Below are 15,527 nucleotides of genomic sequence, written 5' to 3'. Positions count from 1 at the left end.
GGCCCGTCGGGCGAACACGTTCGCACGTCGTCGGGCGAACGCTCTCGCACTTCGTCGGCGAACGCTCTCGGACGTGTCAGGCGCGGGTCATGAACTCCCGCAGGTCCGTGGTCAGTTGCCCGGCATGCGTGGCGAACAGGCCGTGACCCGCGTTCTCGTAGACCTTGAGCGTGCTGTCGGGCAGTAGCTCCGCCGCCCGGCGGCCGGTCAGCTCCAGGGGCGCCGAGGCGTCGTGCGTGCCGTGCACGACCAGGACGGGCAGGTCGAGCTTGGGCAGTTCGAGGGCCACGTCCAGGATGGCCACCAGGTCACCCATGGCCGTCCCGGCGCGCGCGGTCGCTCCGTGGCAGCGATCGACCATCGACTGCACGTACGCGGCGGAGAGTTCGTTACCCGGCAGGTCGAGAGCGAAGAAGGCGCGGGCCCCGTCCGCGAAGAACGCGGCCCGGTCGCGCCGGAAGGTCTCGTTGCCCGCCCGGACGAGCGCGGGGTCGACGCCTCCCGGGTGCTCCGCGGACCGGACGACCCCCGGCACCATGCCTGCGACCAGCGCCACCCCGGCCACCCGCTCGACGCCGTGCCGGGTCAGGCAGCGCACGACTTCGGCGGCGCCCAAGGAGTGCCCGACCAGCGTCACGTCATGGAGGCCGAGGCGCCGGAGCAGCCCGTCGAGGTCGTCCGCGAGGCTGTCGAGGTCGAAGCCGCCCCACACGTCGTCGGACCGCCCGTGGCCCCGCCGGTCGAGCCCTACACACCGGTACCCGGCCTCGGCGAGCGGCAGCATCTGGTACTCCCACATCTCCGTGCCGAAGTACAAGCTGTTGACGAATACGACCACCGGGCCCGCGGCCGGACCGTAGTCGACGAAGTGCAGCCGGGCGCCATCGACGGGGCTCTCGAAGTACGGCATGGGAAACCTCCCGGAATCCGGTGTCGGGCGGAGCGAGTTGGTACGCCCTTCATGGTTCCGGGAGGCCGCGGCCGGGTCGATTACCTCACGGGTAACGCCGCCCCATGAGCTCTCTCCGTCGAGGTCAGGCCGGGGACTCGCCGGGATCGGGGTCCTCGGGGTGGACGGTGTCCGAGCGCGGGGCGCCCTTTCTGCCCGTGCCCGCCTCGTCCGTGTCGGGGACGTCCGTGGCGTGCTCGTCCTCACCGGGACGCGTCGCGGGAGCCAGGTCCCAGGGGTCCTCGCCCTCCTGGACCTGCTGGTCCGGCATGTCCCGCGGGACCGGATCGGTGTTCTCGCCGGGGCCCTCCGGCCGGTATTCCGTCATGTCGCACCCCAATCTTCGGCAGCTCGGCGCGGCCTGCCCGCGCCGGCCGGGCCGTTTCCGGCCCGGTGCGAGTACCGCGGGGATGATCGGCGAAACCGGCCGCCCGGGATCAGTGCGGTGCCCGGTCCTCCAGCGCGGTGCGCCAGGCCGGGGACGGGCTCTCACCGGCCGGTGCGGCACGCCGGCCGCCGCGGGCGAAGAAGTCGGCCAGGGGCAGGATGGCGGCGCCGACGGTGACCGCGTCCGGGCCGAGCTTGCCGAGGTCGATGGAGACGCGCTCGGCCGGATAGCGCAGGGCGTACTCGGTGGCGTACCGGCGTACGGCGGGCAGGAAGCGGGAGCCGAGCTGGAGGCCCGCCCAGCCGCCGATGAGGATGCGCTCGGGCTGGAAGAGGTTGATCAGGTCGGACAGGCCGGCGCCCAGGTACTCGGCGGTCTCCTCCAGGACGGCGAGCGCCACGGCGTCGGGCTCGGTCTGCCGGCCGTCCTCGGTGTCCTCGGGCGGGTAGGCGGCCGCGAGCATCGCAGTCAGCGCCGTCTCCTCGTCGACGCCCTCGGGCGGGCGTCCGCCTTCCTCACGCCAGCGGTCCAGGAGCGCCTCCGCTCCCGCGTAGGCCTCCAGGCAGCCCAGGGCGCCGCAACGGCAGCGGCGCCCCCTGACCCGTACGGTCAGGTGCCCCCATTCGACGGCCCGGCCGTACTCCACGTCCTCCGTGACGAGGCACGCGCCGACGCCCGAGCCGAAGAGGACCACGACCGCGTTGCGGGCACCGCGGCCGGCGCCGAACCACATCTCGGCCTGGCCGAGGGTCCGGGCGCCGTTGTCGGCGAAGTACGGGACGGTGGCGGGGAGTTCGCAGGTCTGGCGGAGCAGGGATTCCAGCGGGACGGCGTCCCAGCCGATCGTCTGGCCGTGCACCACGGCGCCGAGCCCCGGGGTGCGGGCCACTATGCCGGGGACGCCGATGCCAACGCCGAGGAGCTGGTCCGGGGTGATGTCCGTCTGGGCCAGCACCTCCGCGATACCGTCACGGATGTGGCCGACGACGACTTCGACGTCGTAACCCTGCTGCTCCAACGGCCGGTCGGTGCGGGCGAGTTCGGTGAGGGTGAGGTCGAAGAGCTCGACGCGGACGCGGGTTTCGCCGACGTCCACGCCGATCATGTGGCCGCTGGCCGGCGCGACGCGCAGGAGGGTGCGCGGGCGGCCGCCGTCGGAGTCGACGCTGCCGGCCTCCTCGACCAGTCCGTCGGCGACCAGTTCGGCGACGACATTGCTGATGGACCCGGAACTCAGTGACGTGGCCGGACCCAGTTCGTAGCGGCTCATGGGTCCGTCGAAATACAACCGTTGCAGTACGGCGGTTCGATTGCCCCGCCGCAGGTCACGGACTGTGCGCCCGTTCCGCCCCGTCATGTGGCTCCCCTCCGGTTCGCCCGACTTGAAAGATACAGCTGTGCGATCCCTTGACGCGACTTTCTTCCGAGTCTTAACTCACATCCTAAATTAAGTCGTGAGGGGCGTTCGAGAAGTGAACACTCGCAAGGGACGTACGCGGGGTGCCTGTACATGCCGCGGACGCCGTCACGACTCTCCTTCGGAAAGGGACGCCTGAGCCATGCGCAGAATCCGAGCCGCGGCCGCCGGTGCGGTCACTGTCTCCATGCTGACCGCCGTGACCGCCTGTGGTGGCGGCTCGTCGACGGACGGCGGATCCAACGACTCGCCCAAGACCCTCACCTACTGGGCCTCCAACCAGGGCGCCAGTGTCGAGATCGACAAGAAGGTCCTCCAGCCCGAGCTCGACAAGTTCGAGAAGGACACCGGGATCAAGGTGGAGCTGGAGGTCGTGCCCTGGTCGGATCTGCTCAATCGGATCCTCACCGCGACCACCTCGGGCCAGGGCCCCGACGTCCTGAACATCGGCAACACCTGGAGCGCCTCGCTGCAGGCCACCGGGGCGCTGCTGCCCTGGAACGCGGAGAACTTCGACAAGATCGGCGGGAAGGACCGCTTCGTCGACTCGGCGCTCGGCTCCACCGGCGCGACGGGCCAGGACCCGGCCGCGGTGCCGCTGTACTCGATGTCGTACGCGCTCTACTACAACAAGCAGATGTTCGCCGACGCAGGGATCGCGAAGCCGCCGACCACCTGGGACGAGTTCGTCGCCGACGGCAAGAAGCTTTCCAAGGACGGCAAGTGGGGAACGGCCTTCGAAGGCTCGAACCCCGCGGAGAACATCCACCACGCCGTCGTCTTCGCCAAGCAGCACGGGGGCGACTTCTTCACCGCCGACGGCAAGCCGGACTTCACCAACGACGGCGCGGTCGAGGGGGTCAAGCAGTTCGTCGACCTGATGGCCACGGACAAGATCGTCGCGCCGGGCAACGCCGAGTACGCGCAGAACCAGTCCGTGAGCGACTTCGCCACGGGCAAGACGGGCATGCTGCTGTGGCAGTCCGCGTCCGCCAACCTGGTGTCGCAGGGCATGAGCGAGGACGACTTCGGCATCGCCCCGGTGCCCGTGCAGTCCGGCACCCCGGGAACCGGCACGAACGTCAACTCGATGGTGATGGGTATCAACCTGTCCGTCTTCAAGAACACCGACAACCTCGACGGCTCCACCGAGTTCGTGAAGTTCCTGACGAGCGACGCGGAGCAGAAGATCCTCAACAAGGCGTACAGCTCCATCCCGCCGGTCAAGACCGCCCAGACGGACGCCGCGTTCAACACCCAGGCGACCTCCGTGCTGAAGGACACCCTCGCCAAGAGTGCCGTCGCGGCTCCGCAGGTCGCCGACGAGTCCCAGTTCGAGACGGCCGTCGGTACGGCGATCAAGAACCTGTTCGCCGACGCCGCCGCCGGAAAGCCGGTGACCACGGATTCGGTGAAGGCCCAGCTCGAAAAGGCCCAGACGCAGATGCCGACGAAGTGAGCGCGAGCACAGAAATGACCACCACGACCGCCTCCCAAGAGGCCGGCGATCGGACGGTGCGCAAGAACTCCCCCGGTGCGGCGCGTGGCCCGCGCCGCACCGGGCGGATCAAACGCATCGGACTGCCCTACCTGCTGCTTCTGCCCGCCCTGATCCTCGAACTCCTTGTGCACCTGGTGCCGATGGTGATCGGCATCGTGATGAGCTTCAAGGAGCTCACGCAGTTCTACATCCGCGACTGGGGCACCGCGCCCTGGTCCGGCCTGGACAACTACAAGGTGACGGTGGACTTCTCCGCGCCCGTCGGCAAGGCGCTGCTCGACTCGTTCTTCGCCACCGTCGGCTTCACCCTGCTCTCGGTCGGCCTGTGCTGGCTGATCGGCACGGCGGCCGCGCTCTGCATGCAGGACGCCTTCCGGGGCCGCGGTCTGCTGCGCGCCCTGTTCCTGGTGCCGTACGCGCTGCCCGTCTACGCGGCCGTCATCACCTGGGTCTTCATGTTCCAGCACGACAACGGCCTGGTGAACCACGTCCTGCACGACCAGCTCGGCATCACCGACAAGCCGTCCTTCTGGCTCCTCGGCGACAACGCCTTCTACGCGCTGCTCACCGTGTCCGTGTGGAAGGGCTGGCCGTTCGCCTTCCTCATCGTCATGGCGGGCCTGCAGAACATCCCCAAGGACCTGTACGAGGCGGCCGCCCTCGACGGCGCCGGTGTGTGGCAGCAGATCCGCCGCATCACCCTGCCGTCGCTGCGGCCCGTCAACCAGGTACTGATCCTGGTCCTGTTCCTGTGGACGTTCAACGACTTCAACACGCCGTACGTCCTGTTCGGCAAGACAGCTCCACCGGCCGCGGACCTCATCTCGGTGCACATCTACCAGGCGTCGTTCGTGAACTGGAACTTCGGCTATGGCTCAGCCATGTCCGTCCTGCTGCTGCTCTTCCTGCTCGTCGTGACGGGCGTCTACCTCCTGCTGACCTCCCGAGGAAGGAAGACGTCCGATGTCTAGTACCTCCACGAAGTTCCGCTCCCCGATGGCCCAGCCGCAGTCCTTCCTCTGGACCCGGCGGATCTTCCTCACCCTGCTCACCGGCTTCGTCCTGGTGCCCGTCTACGTCATGGTCTCCAGCTCGCTGAAGCCCTTGCAGGACGTCCAGACGAAGTTCCAGTGGGTGCCGAGCAGCCTGACCATCCGCCCGTACATCGACATCTGGACGACGATCCCGCTCGCCCGGTACTTCGTGAACTCGCTGATCGTGGCGGGCGCCGCGACGGCCTGCTCGGTGGTGATCGCGGTCTTCTCGGCCTACGCCGTCAGCCGCTACAACTTCCGCGGCAAGCGCGTCTTCACGGTCACCGTGCTGTCCACCCAGATGTTCCCCGGCATCCTCTTCCTGCTGCCGCTGTTCCTCCTCTACGTCAACATCGGCAACGCCACCGGAATCGCGCTGTTCGGATCCCGCGGCGGGCTGATCCTGACGTATCTCACCTTCTCCCTCCCGTTCTCGATCTGGATGCTGATCGGGTACTTCGACTCGGTGCCGCGCGACCTGGACGAGGCGGCACTGGTGGACGGCTGCGGGCCGCTCGGCGCGCTGTTCCGTGTCGTGGTGCCGGCTGCGATCCCCGGCATCATCGCGGTCGCCGTCTACGCCTTCATGACGGCCTGGGGCGAGGTGCTGTTCGCCTCCGTGATGACCAACGAGGAGACCCGCACACTCGCCGTCGGCCTCCAGGGCTACTCCACGCTCTACAACGTCTACTGGAACCAGATCATGGCCGCGTCGCTCGTCGTCAGCGTCCCCGTTGTCGCCGGCTTCCTGCTCCTCCAGCGCTTTCTGGTCACCGGGCTCACCGCGGGAGCCGTCAAGTGACCAACTTTCCTTCCCCCGAAAGGACTTCCGTGACCATCGACCTTGCCGCCCTCCCCGAGGACTTCCTGTGGGGCACGGCCACGTCGGCCTACCAGATCGAGGGCGCCGTCACCGAGGACGGCCGCTCCCCCTCCATCTGGGACACCTTCTCGCACACCCCCGGCAAGATCGACAACGGCGACGACGGGGACCTCGCCTGCGATCACTACCACCGCTGGCGCGAGGACATCGAGATCATGCGCCAACTGGGCACCAACGCCTACCGGTTGTCCGTCGCCTGGCCACGTGTCGTACCGGGCGGCGACGGTCCGGTCAACGCCAAGGGGCTCGACTTCTACGACGGGCTGATCGACGCCCTCCTGGAGGCGGGCATCACCCCGTCCGTCACCCTCTACCACTGGGATCTGCCGCAGGTCCTCCAGGACCGGGGCGGCTGGCCCGCCCGCGACACGGCCTACCACTTCGCGGCGTACTCGGCGGCCGTCGCGGAGCGCCTCGGTGACCGCGTCAAGCACTGGACCACGCTCAACGAGCCGCTCTGCTCGGCCTGGATCGGCCACCTCGAGGGCCGGATGGCCCCGGGCTGGACGGACCTCACGGCCGCCGTGCAGACGTCGTACCACCTGCTCCTCGGCCATGGCCTCGCCACCCAGGCGATCCGTGCGGCCGTCCCCGGCGCCCAGGTCGGCATCGTCAACAACCTTTCCTACATCGAGCCCGCCACCGACCGCCCCGAGGACGTCGCGGCTGCCCGGCGGCTCGACGGCCACACCAACCGCTGGTGGCTCGACCCGGTGCACGGCCGCGGCTTCCCGGCGGACATGCAGGAGGTCTACGGGGTCGAACTCCCCGAGCAGCCGGGTGACTTGGAGACCATCGCGGCACCTCTGGACTGGCTGGGGCTCAACTACTACTTCCCGTCCACGGTCGCCGACGACCCCACCGGTCCGGCGCCCCGCGTCCGCACCGTCCGCCGGCTCGGCGTACCGCGCACCGGCATGGACTGGGAGGTCGGCGCCCACGGCATCGAGAACCTCCTGCTCCGCCTGACGAACGACTACGGCGCGCAGAAGATCTACGTCACCGAGAACGGCTCCGCCTATCCCGACATCGTGCGTCCCGACGGGACCGTCGACGACCCCGAGCGCACCCTGTACCTGGAGCAGCACCTCGCGGCCTGCGCCTCGGCGGCCGCCCAGGGCGTTCCGCTCGCGGGCTACTTCGCGTGGTCGCTGCTCGACAACTTCGAGTGGGCGTACGGCTACGACAAGCGCTTCGGGCTGGTGCACGTGGACTACAAGACCCAGCGCCGCACGGTGAAGGGAACCGGGCACCGGTACGCGGACATCATCCAGGCGCACGGACGGAAGCGGCGTAGCGCCGCCTAGCGGGTTGGGCTGGGCGGCGGAACGCCGCCCAGCCGGTTCGGCTGCCGGTGGGCCCCCTGTCGCGGGAGGGGCCCACCGGTCCGTACGGGCCCCACCGGTCCGTACGGGGGGTTATCCGGCCGCGTACACGTCCTCGACGTAACGGCCGGACGCGATCAGGTCGTTCAGCCACTGCTCGGGGTCGCCGCCCGGGTTCCGGTCCGCGTGCAGCGTACGGAAGGCTTCGCGGACGCCGGGGGCCATCCGGGAGCCGTCGCCGCAGACGTAGACGCGGGCTCCGGTGTCCAGCAGGTCCCAGACCTCGTCGGCCTCGGCGGCGATCCGGTGCTGCACGAAGGTGACGCCGTCCACGGGGGCCGCGCTGAAGGCCGGGCGCAGGGAGACCGCGCCGGCGGCCTCGGCGGCGCGGAGTTCCTCGGCGTGCAGGAAGTCCGCGTCCGGGGCGTCGCAGCCGAAGTAGCAGAGGGCGGGCGCCAGTTGGGTCCCGGCGCCGCTCGCCACCAGAGCGTGGCGGTCCGCGATGGCTCCGCGGAAGGGGGCGAGGCCGGTGCCCGCCGCGACCATGATGACCTTCGAGGTGTCGTCGATCCGGAACGCCTCCCGGCAGGGCTGGACGCGGGCGAACACGGTGTCGCCGCGCTTGAGGCTGTTCAGGTAGCCGGAGCCGACTCCCCTGTACGTTCCCTGGCCGGAGCGGGCCGGTGCCTCCAGGAGCGAGACCATCAGGTCGATGTGGGCCGGGTCGGTCGCGGGGGACGAGGAGACCGAGTAGTGGCGTGGGCGCAGCGGCGTGAGGATGCCGTCGAGCAGCGTCGGCCAGTCCAGTGCGCCGCGCAGGGCCGGGTAGGCCTCGGCGAGCTCGACCAGGGTGCGCGGGTCGTCCACGAGCCCCGCGAGAGCCATGCGCTCGGGCGGGCACGGGTTGGCGGCGGCGAGAGCGGAGAGCCGGCCGGCGGTCGGGCGGTCCTGCAACTCGACGTGGTGGGAGAGGAGGTGACGTGCCGTCACAGGGCGGTCGACGGTGATTCCGTCGCGGCGAGGGCGTGCGGACCTGATGTCCAAGACCGTGTCCAGGTCGAGGCCCAGCGCGGTGGCGGTGCGCTCGACGAGAGCGGGGTCGTTGACGGGAAGCACCGTGAGGTGGTCACCGGTGCGGTAGGTCGTACCGTCAGGCAGCGCCAGCCGGAGGAAGCGCTTGGTCCTCGGGTGTCCGGGCGCGGTGAGGTCGTACGCGTCGGTGACGGTCATGGGGACGAGGCCGTGCCGCTCGGCGAGCGCGTCGAGGGGGCCGCCGGTCAGTGTGCGGACCTCGTAGGCCTCTGCGGGCTCTTCCAAGTCCGTGGCTGCCTCGGGGTCGCCGTGTCGCTCCAGCAAAGCGGTCCGCAGCCGTGCCGTGAAGGCGCGGACCGTGCCTGTGAGGTCGCCCGAGGCGTCTGCCGCCGTGCGCGCCAGGAAACGCGTGCCGCCCAGTTCGGCGAGGCGTTCGTCGATGCGGGTCGGGAAGTGCTGGTAGGTGGCGGCCCAGTTGCGGTCGCCGACGCCGAGGACGGCGTAGGTGAGGCCATCGGCCCGCTCGGCGCCGTCGAGGCGGGCGGCGAAGGCGGTGGCGTCGTCCGTGGGCTGTCCGTTGTAGGAGGCGGCGGTGATGACGACGAGACGGTCGGTGGGCAGCCCGTCGGCGTAGGCGTCCAGGGGTGCCAGCTCCGTCTCGCAGCCGACCGCGCCGGCCTCGTCGGCGAGCGTGGCGGCGAACTCACGGCAGGTGCCGTAGTTGCTGCCGTGCAGGAAGAGGGCGCGGGTGCCGGGGCGGACCCGGGAGGGCAGCACGGGCCGCTCGTCGGCCGATGTCTCCGGCCGGTCCTCGGCCGTGCCCGGCAGCGCAGGGTGGACTCGGTCGGCGGCGGTGCGCGGTGAGAGTGTGAGCGTGAAGCCGTCGGGCTTCAGGGTGAGGGTCTCCTTGACCGTCAGCCGGTAGTCGGCGTGGTCGTGGAGCCGGTAGCGGTGGACGAGCATCGCCAGCAGCATGGTCGCCTCGTGCAGCGCGAACTGCCGCCCGATACAGGCGCGTTCACCGGTCCCGAAAGGCTTGAAGGCATGCGGTGAGCGCGCGGCCTCCGCCTCCGGCGTGAAGCGGGAGGGGTCGAACAGCTCGGGGTTGTCGCCCCAGACCGGCTGCCGGTGCAGCATCGGCCCGACGACGCCGACCGGCTGACCGGCGCGCAGCGGGATCCGGCCGCCGAGCAGCGTGTCCTCGCGGGCGTGCCGGGTGAACAAAGCGGCGGTCGGATAGAGCCGCAGCGCTTCGTTGAGCACCTGGCGGGTGTAGGTGAGCCGTCCGATCTCGTCGAACGTCGGCTCGAGGTCGGCCGTGTCGCCCCACAGTGCGTCGACCTCGCGCTGGACGAGCTGGAGCACGGCGGGGTGCTTGGCCAGGTAGTACATCGCGAAGGACATCGCACCGGAGGTCGTCTCATGGCCCGCGATCAGGAAGGTGATCACCTGGTTGCGGATGTTGGCGGTGTCGAGGGTGCTGCCGTCGGCTGGGTGCTCGGCGGTGAGCATGAGCCCCAGGAGGTCATCCGCCTGCCCCTGCCCCTCGCTCACACGGGCGGCGATCACGTCGTCGACGACTCCCGCGAGATGGTCCGCGTCCGCCCGGAAGGCCGCGTCCGCCGCCGCGTGGTCGCTGCCCGGCGTGCGGGCCAGCTTCGTCATGCTCCACTCCAGGCAGCGGACCATGGACTCGATGAAGGGGTGCGGTTCGGTGTGTTCGAAGGATCCGAAGTCGTAGCCGAATCCGGCGAGTCCGATGGTGTCGAGCGTCATCCGTGTCATGTCGTCGGGGACGTTCACGGGCTGCCCGTCGTGGGCGCCGCGGTCCCAGGAGTCGATCAGCCGGCGCGCCACGCGGAGCATGACGGGGTGGTACGTGCGCATGGAGCCCAGCGCGAACGCGGGCATCAGGATGTCGTGCGCCTTGGCCCAGTTGGGCTCCTCGTTGTACGCGGTGAACAGCCCGTCCGCGGCGAACTCGCGGACGTTCTCCAGGGCAGGTCCGATCGCCTTCGCGAACCGGCTCTCGTCGGCCAGCTCGGTGACCAGGTCGAGGTCGCCCACGAAGATCACATCCCGGCCGTGCAGCCGACGGACGATCGCGGGCCCGTGCTCGCGCATGAGCCCCATCACCTGCTGGATGGGGGTGCGGCCGGGGCCGGTGGCGGAGACGTCGATCAGCGGGAGGCCGTGGAGGGTGGCTGTGGTGTGAGAGGCGTCAGTGGCGTGCTGAGTTTCTGTCCGGTGCGGAGCGTCTGCCGTGTGGTGGGCGTTCGTCGTCCGGGGGTGCGGCGCGGTGGGGGGCATGGCGCGACAACTGCCTTTCGCGGTACGGGAGTACTGCGATCCAGCTTGATCGCGGGGCGCGGCCTTCCCGTACCGTGGCACTACACGATTGTGCAGTCGAAAGCGTGCGGCGGGACTTGCGCCGACCGCGGTGGCCCGGCCATCCGGCTCGCTGCCGCCGGGCCGGGCAGACGCCCCTGTGCGTGGGGCTGCGGAGCCGCTCGTTCGGGAGCACGATGGAGTCAGCGGTGCCGGCGGACGACCACTGGGGCGGTCACTGATGACGGGCGAACCGACCTTCTTCGAAATCGGCGTGGAAGACCCCGCGCGCGGGCGTGTCTTCTACGGGGCCCTCTTCGGCTGGACGCTGGAGCCCGGCCCGGGCGGGCGCGGCTTCGCGATCTCCACCGGTGGCGTGCCGGGCGGCCTGCACGGCGGGGACAAGGACGCTTCTCCCTACCTGTTCTTCCGGGTCGACGACCTGGACACCGCTGTCGCCAAGGTTCGCGAGCTGGGCGGCACCGTCGAGGACATCGGTGCGGAGGGGGCCGAGGACGGGGAGTCGGCCGCCCTGTTCGGACGGTTCAAGCTCTGCCGCGACGACCAGGGCTCGGCGTTCGGGCTGCATGAGCCGCCGACGGAGCGGTGACCGCGATCTCCGCCGCACTACTTCGGTCGCCTCAGTCCATGAGGTCGCTGAGGTAGCTTCGGCATGCCGCATTCGGCCGCTGAGCTGCGGGTATCGTGTTGTGCCGGCAACGGGACCGCTCTGGCTCCGAGGAGCCCGGCACGGCAGGAGGCATGGGTGGACCTGACGCGGGCGGACGCCGTGGTGTGGCGCAACCGGGCCCTGCTGCTGTTCGACCGGATTCCGATGCCCGTCGCGGTGTGCGATGTGTACGGCGTGATCGTCCTGGCCAATCCCGCCATGGCGTCGGAGTGGGGCGAGACGCCGGGCCGGCTGCGCGGGCGGAACGTGCTGGACCTGTTCCGCCCACAGGAGGCGACGCAGGTGGAGCGGATCGCCGAGGCGCTGCGGCTGCGGCACCGCTCCCGCTACCCGGTCTCGGTGCGCTGGGACGCGGCCGACGGGGTGCGGCGGCGCGGCGAGCTGACCGCGGACCCTGTCAGCGACAGCACCGAGGCGTCCACGGCTCTCCTGGTCACGCTCCGGGTGCTCGGCGAACGCCCCGGCCCCGACCCCGGGCAGCCCCAGCCGTCCGCCCCGCCCGTCGGCGACACCGAGGCCCGCATTCTGGCGCTGCTCGCCGGGGGCGCCACCACGGCCGGGGCCGCCCGGGAGACGGGCCTGACCGTGGACGGCGTCAACTACCACCTGCGGCGCCTGTCGGAGCGCTGGGGCGCGGCCACCCGTACGGAACTGGTCGCCCGCGCCTACGCGCTGGGCGTGCTGGCTCCCGGGGTGTGGCCGCCCAGGGCCGTTCCGGCCCCCTGAGGAGCACCGAAGCGTGCGAGGCAGTGCCACACCCTCTTCAGGTCCTGCAACTCGTACCGGCCGGTGCGCGCCGCGTCCCCGATGATCCGCGGGTCGAGGTGGCCGTCCTCGGCGATCCGGGCGCCGAGTTCGACGAACTCAGGGCCGCGGAAGTCCGGGTGGCGTCCCAGCTCCTCGACGGAGAGCCGGTATCCGGGGTGCCACTCGACCGGGCACGGCAGCCGCAGCGCCGCGGTCTCGACGGGCGTCCCGCGGTAGGACTCGTCGAGGACCAGTGCCTCCATGTCCCGCGCCAGTACGACCTTCCCGTGCACCTGGGCCTCGATGTAGTCGTCGAGAGCGTCCTGGTCGTCCGCCTCGGCCCGCTCGATCAGGGACATCCCGGCGGCCACCCCGAAAGCCGACGGCTCGGCCGCGCTGTCGGGGTAGCAGAAGGTGGCCCGGCGCAGTGCCTCATCGGTCAGCCGGAAGTGGGAGGAGCCGAACCGGGGTGCCGCGCCGACCAGTTGGTGCCGGAAGTTCAGCGCGCCGTACACGGGGCGTTCGTGCGCGGGCGCCGTGTCGTACGCGGCTCCGAAGATCCGGCTCTCCCAGCGCCAGCGGTCGCCGCCGGGGTGCGCGGTCAGGCCGCCGTTGCTGGTGCCGGTGACGAACTGTGAGCGGTACGTGCCGTCCTCGGCCAGCGCCTGAAGGATGGGGACTCCGCGTGCGAGCCGGTCCGGATGGAGGTTCAGGGTGATCCGGAGCGCGGGATCCACCGCCGGGCCGGAGGAGTGGGCCTCGACGTGACGCAGGGCCCGCTCCTGGGGTGTGCGGCCGTTCCCGAAATGCATTGGATCTCTCCGAGGGGTTTGAGTAGCTTAGCCAAAAACCTAGTACCCCTAGGTTCAGTCACGCCCGAAACCCAGGAGCACTCCCCCATGAGATCACTCACCGAGCAGGACATCCGCAACTCGTTCATCAACTGCTCCAAGGGCGAGGCCAAGCGTCTCTCGATACCGCGCGATCTCGGCGAACGCCCCTGGGACGACCTGGACTTCCTCGGCTGGCGAGATCCAGGGGCGCCCGACCGCAGCTATCTGGTCACCGAACGGGCCGGTGAACTCGCCGGCGTCACGTTGCGCTTCCCCTCCTCCCAACGCGGCTTCCTGCACCGCAGCATGTGCTCGCTGTGCCTGACGACGCATCCGGGTCACGGCGTATCACTGATGACGGCCCGCAAGACGGGTACCGCCGGGCGCGAGGGCAACTCGGTCGGCATCTATATGTGCGCCGACCTCGCCTGTTCCCTGTACGTACGCGGCAAGAAGTCCCTTGAATCCGGCACTCGCTTCGAGGAGAGCCTCACCGTGGAGCAGCAGATCGCGCGGACGGTGGGCAACCTGTCGGCGTTCGTGGAGAGGCTGTACGCCTGAGGGTCTCGACCCGCCCCGGCGGTCAGTCCTCAGCCACCGCGATCACGATCTTGCCCCGGTTGTCGCGCTGCTCCAGCCGCTCGTGGGCCGCGCGCGCCTGCTCCAGCGGGAACACCGCCTCGACGGGTACGCGGTACGTGCCCGCCGCGACCCGCTCGGCCAGTTCCCGCAGGTCCGCGCGCGGGTCGTAGCCGTGGATCTGCAGGTTGGTGAGCTGAAAGCCGAGGATGGAGGCGTTCTTCGGGTAGAAGTCGCGGGTGTCGACGGTGCTCGGCTCCAGGGCGACGTTGGCGAGGGCGACGACCCGCCCGCCGTGCGCGATCTCGCGCAGGCTCCGCCCGAAGGCCCGGCCGCCGACGGTGTCGAGGACGACGTCCGCGCCTCGTCCGTCCGTCAGCCGCAGTACCTCCTCGACCTCCGCGTCTTCGGGGTGCGCGGAGGTGTCGATGAAGGAATCGGCGCCGAATTCGGCCGCCCAGGCCGCCTTCTGCGGTGAACCGGCGATCGCGATGACGCGTGCACCGGCCTCCGCCGCGATCTGTACGGCCGCGCTGCCGACCCCGCTCGCGGCGGCCTTCACCACCACGGTGTCGTCCTTGGTCACCCGGGCCAGCCGGCGCAGGCTGTACCAGGCGGAGAGCCACGCGACGGGCAGGGTCGCGGCCTCCGTCAGACCCACACCGTCCGGCAGGACGGTCACCTGCTCGGCCGGTACGACGGCCAACTCGGCGTAGAAGCCAGGAGCGTTCACACCGTCCAGGGCCATCACCCGCTGCCCGACGCTGACACCGGTCACCCCCTCGCCGACCGCGGCGACGGTTCCGGCCGCCTCCACGCCCGGGATCAGCGGCGGGCGGCCCGCCCGGTGGTACACCCCGGCGCGGACGAGGGCGTCCACCCGGTTCACGCCCGCCGCGACCACCCGGACCAGCACCTGGCCCGGCCCGGCGACCGGGTGGGGCACCTCCACGGGCACCAGCACCTCGGGCCCGCCGAACTCATCGATCCGTACCGCACGCATTCCTGTACCTGCTCTTTCGGGAGGACACACCGGAGCGCCGCGACACCTCGTAGCGAGAGTCGGTGACACCGGTTGAACTGGTGTCACCATGCGACACCCCATGAACCGGTGTCAAGCGATAGACTCGCGTCATGTCCCGCGTATCTGCTCCCCCGTCGTCCGATGCCACCGAGCCGGCGCCGGCGTTCCCCCTCATCGGCGGACGCCCCTGCCTGAACTTCGTGGCCACGCTCGGCAAACGGCACGGCGACACCCCCCTCGAACGGCTCCCCGACCCGGACGCCCTGGCCCGCTGGATCGGCGAGGCGGGCCTGTACGCGGGGGCGGACGACGCTCCGGTGCACATCACCACTGGGGACCTGTCCTACGCCCGCACCCTGCGCGAGGCCGTCTACCGCCTCGTACGCGCCTCGATGGACGGAAATGCTCCGGACCCGGGAGACATCGCGCAGGTCAACGAAGCGGCGGCCCTCCCCGACCTCGCCCCGCAGCTCGCCGCGCCGGACGACGGCTCGGCGCCATCCCTGTACTGGAAGGCCGGCCGACCCGGAGCCGCCGCCCTCGCGACCGTGGCCCGGGATGCCGTCCTGCTGACCGGCGGCCCCCTGGTGACCAGGGTCAAGGAGTGCGAGAACCCCTCCTGCTCGCTGCTCTTCCTGGACGACTCCCAGGCCCGCCGCCGCCGCTGGTGCTCCATGGACCGCTGCGGCAACCTCGCGAAGGTGGCCGGTTACCGGTCGCGCGGCCGCGCAGCCTCCACCCGGGCCACCACGTAGGGTCGGGGGGACTCGTCGGCGGAGATGCGGTCTCCCTCATG

The 15,527-nt window shown here is 70.6% G+C and carries 14 protein-coding genes; 8 read left to right on the top strand and 6 right to left on the bottom strand.

What is annotated here, in order from left to right:
• Positions 1–76: 76 nt before the first annotated feature.
• From ACFVKT_RS03340 to ACFVKT_RS03330, 3 genes are all read right to left on the bottom strand, one after another.
• Positions 77–910 carry an alpha/beta fold hydrolase gene (locus ACFVKT_RS03340; protein WP_385727022.1) on the bottom strand — a complete coding sequence of 278 codons (834 nt, stop codon included), beginning with the start codon at positions 908–910 and terminating at the stop codon, positions 77–79.
• A 124-nt stretch (positions 911–1,034) separates the two neighbouring features.
• Positions 1,035–1,277 (bottom strand): hypothetical protein, encoded by a 243-nt coding sequence (locus ACFVKT_RS03335; protein WP_385727021.1) that lies wholly within the window; start codon positions 1,275–1,277, stop codon positions 1,035–1,037.
• A 109-nt stretch (positions 1,278–1,386) separates the two neighbouring features.
• The gene (locus ACFVKT_RS03330) at positions 1,387–2,694 is read right to left on the bottom strand and encodes an ROK family protein (protein ID WP_385727019.1); all 1,308 of its coding nucleotides are present in this window, start codon (positions 2,692–2,694) and stop codon (positions 1,387–1,389) included.
• Between the two features lie 202 nt (positions 2,695–2,896).
• Between ACFVKT_RS03330 and ACFVKT_RS03325 the strand changes: the two genes are divergently transcribed.
• The 4 genes from ACFVKT_RS03325 to ACFVKT_RS03310 are packed head-to-tail and all read left to right on the top strand — an operon-like array spanning position 2,897 to position 7,479.
• On the top strand, positions 2,897–4,213 hold the full coding sequence (locus ACFVKT_RS03325; RefSeq protein WP_385727017.1) for an ABC transporter substrate-binding protein: 1,317 nt from the start codon (positions 2,897–2,899) through the stop codon (positions 4,211–4,213).
• Between the two features lie 14 nt (positions 4,214–4,227).
• A complete protein-coding gene (locus tag ACFVKT_RS03320; protein WP_385727015.1) occupies positions 4,228–5,226 on the top strand; it encodes a carbohydrate ABC transporter permease in 999 nt (332 codons plus the stop codon).
• Positions 5,219–6,091 carry a carbohydrate ABC transporter permease gene (locus ACFVKT_RS03315; protein WP_266471969.1) on the top strand — a complete coding sequence of 291 codons (873 nt, stop codon included), beginning with the start codon at positions 5,219–5,221 and terminating at the stop codon, positions 6,089–6,091. Before ACFVKT_RS03320 ends, ACFVKT_RS03315 begins: the two co-directional genes overlap by 8 nt.
• Positions 6,092–6,120: 29 nt before the next feature.
• Positions 6,121–7,479, top strand: a complete 1,359-nt coding sequence (locus tag ACFVKT_RS03310) for a GH1 family beta-glucosidase (protein ID WP_385727013.1) — start codon at positions 6,121–6,123, stop codon at positions 7,477–7,479.
• Between the two features lie 111 nt (positions 7,480–7,590).
• Here the strand turns inward: ACFVKT_RS03310 and ACFVKT_RS03305 are convergent, their stop codons facing one another.
• A complete protein-coding gene (locus ACFVKT_RS03305) occupies positions 7,591–10,839 on the bottom strand; it encodes a cytochrome P450 (RefSeq protein ID WP_385727011.1) in 3,249 nt (1,082 codons plus the stop codon).
• A 259-nt stretch (positions 10,840–11,098) separates the two neighbouring features.
• Between ACFVKT_RS03305 and ACFVKT_RS03300 the strand changes: the two genes are divergently transcribed.
• Positions 11,099–11,467, top strand: coding sequence for a VOC family protein (locus tag ACFVKT_RS03300; RefSeq protein WP_385727009.1), 369 nt, complete (start codon positions 11,099–11,101; stop codon positions 11,465–11,467).
• Positions 11,468–11,623: 156 nt separating this feature from the next.
• Positions 11,624–12,274 carry a PAS domain-containing protein gene (locus ACFVKT_RS03295; protein WP_385727007.1) on the top strand — a complete coding sequence of 217 codons (651 nt, stop codon included), beginning with the start codon at positions 11,624–11,626 and terminating at the stop codon, positions 12,272–12,274.
• Here ACFVKT_RS03295 and ACFVKT_RS03290 read toward each other — a convergent pair.
• Positions 12,214–13,107, bottom strand: coding sequence for a DUF3626 domain-containing protein (locus ACFVKT_RS03290; protein WP_385727004.1), 894 nt, complete (start codon positions 13,105–13,107; stop codon positions 12,214–12,216). The two genes, ACFVKT_RS03295 and ACFVKT_RS03290, sit on opposite strands and share 61 nt — an antisense overlap.
• A gap of 87 nt (positions 13,108–13,194) precedes the next feature.
• Here ACFVKT_RS03290 and ACFVKT_RS03285 point away from each other — a divergent pair, with 87 nt between their 5' ends.
• Positions 13,195–13,689 (top strand): FBP domain-containing protein, encoded by a 495-nt coding sequence (locus ACFVKT_RS03285; protein ID WP_385727002.1) that lies wholly within the window; start codon positions 13,195–13,197, stop codon positions 13,687–13,689.
• 22 nt (positions 13,690–13,711) lie between these two features.
• On the opposite strand, the gene ACFVKT_RS03280 is transcribed toward ACFVKT_RS03285, so the two are convergent.
• Positions 13,712–14,710, bottom strand: coding sequence for a zinc-binding alcohol dehydrogenase family protein (locus tag ACFVKT_RS03280; RefSeq protein WP_385727000.1), 999 nt, complete (start codon positions 14,708–14,710; stop codon positions 13,712–13,714).
• A gap of 131 nt (positions 14,711–14,841) precedes the next feature.
• Here ACFVKT_RS03280 and ACFVKT_RS03275 point away from each other — a divergent pair, with 131 nt between their 5' ends.
• Positions 14,842–15,486 carry a CGNR zinc finger domain-containing protein gene (locus ACFVKT_RS03275; protein ID WP_385726998.1) on the top strand — a complete coding sequence of 215 codons (645 nt, stop codon included), beginning with the start codon at positions 14,842–14,844 and terminating at the stop codon, positions 15,484–15,486.
• Positions 15,487–15,527 lie beyond the last annotated feature (41 nt).

The organism is Streptomyces sp. NPDC127595 (genome assembly GCF_042671685.1).
Taxonomy (GTDB): domain Bacteria; phylum Actinomycetota; class Actinomycetes; order Streptomycetales; family Streptomycetaceae; genus Streptomyces.
The sequence above is the reverse complement of the archived record's forward strand: the minus strand, read 5'-3'. Positions and strand labels throughout refer to the sequence as shown.

Excerpts from the sequence above, each read along its gene's own strand:
- ACFVKT_RS03325 (WP_385727017.1), top strand. The coding sequence starts at position 2,897 with ATGCGCAGAATCCGAGCCGCGGCCGCCGGTGCGGTCACTGTCTCCATG.
- ACFVKT_RS03300 (WP_385727009.1), top strand. The coding sequence starts at position 11,099 with ATGACGGGCGAACCGACCTTCTTCGAAATCGGCGTGGAAGACCCCGCG.
- ACFVKT_RS03320 (WP_385727015.1), top strand. The coding sequence starts at position 4,228 with ATGACCACCACGACCGCCTCCCAAGAGGCCGGCGATCGGACGGTGCGC.
- ACFVKT_RS03280 (WP_385727000.1), bottom strand. The coding sequence starts at position 14,710 with ATGCGTGCGGTACGGATCGATGAGTTCGGCGGGCCCGAGGTGCTGGTG.
- ACFVKT_RS03275 (WP_385726998.1), top strand. The coding sequence starts at position 14,842 with ATGTCCCGCGTATCTGCTCCCCCGTCGTCCGATGCCACCGAGCCGGCG.
- ACFVKT_RS03335 (WP_385727021.1), bottom strand. The coding sequence starts at position 1,277 with ATGACGGAATACCGGCCGGAGGGCCCCGGCGAGAACACCGATCCGGTC.
- ACFVKT_RS03330 (WP_385727019.1), bottom strand. The coding sequence starts at position 2,694 with ATGACGGGGCGGAACGGGCGCACAGTCCGTGACCTGCGGCGGGGCAAT.
- ACFVKT_RS03315 (WP_266471969.1), top strand. The coding sequence starts at position 5,219 with ATGTCTAGTACCTCCACGAAGTTCCGCTCCCCGATGGCCCAGCCGCAG.
- ACFVKT_RS03305 (WP_385727011.1), bottom strand. The coding sequence starts at position 10,839 with ATGCCCCCCACCGCGCCGCACCCCCGGACGACGAACGCCCACCACACG.
- ACFVKT_RS03340 (WP_385727022.1), bottom strand. The coding sequence starts at position 910 with ATGCCGTACTTCGAGAGCCCCGTCGATGGCGCCCGGCTGCACTTCGTC.
- ACFVKT_RS03285 (WP_385727002.1), top strand. The coding sequence starts at position 13,195 with ATGAGATCACTCACCGAGCAGGACATCCGCAACTCGTTCATCAACTGC.
- ACFVKT_RS03290 (WP_385727004.1), bottom strand. The coding sequence starts at position 13,107 with ATGCATTTCGGGAACGGCCGCACACCCCAGGAGCGGGCCCTGCGTCAC.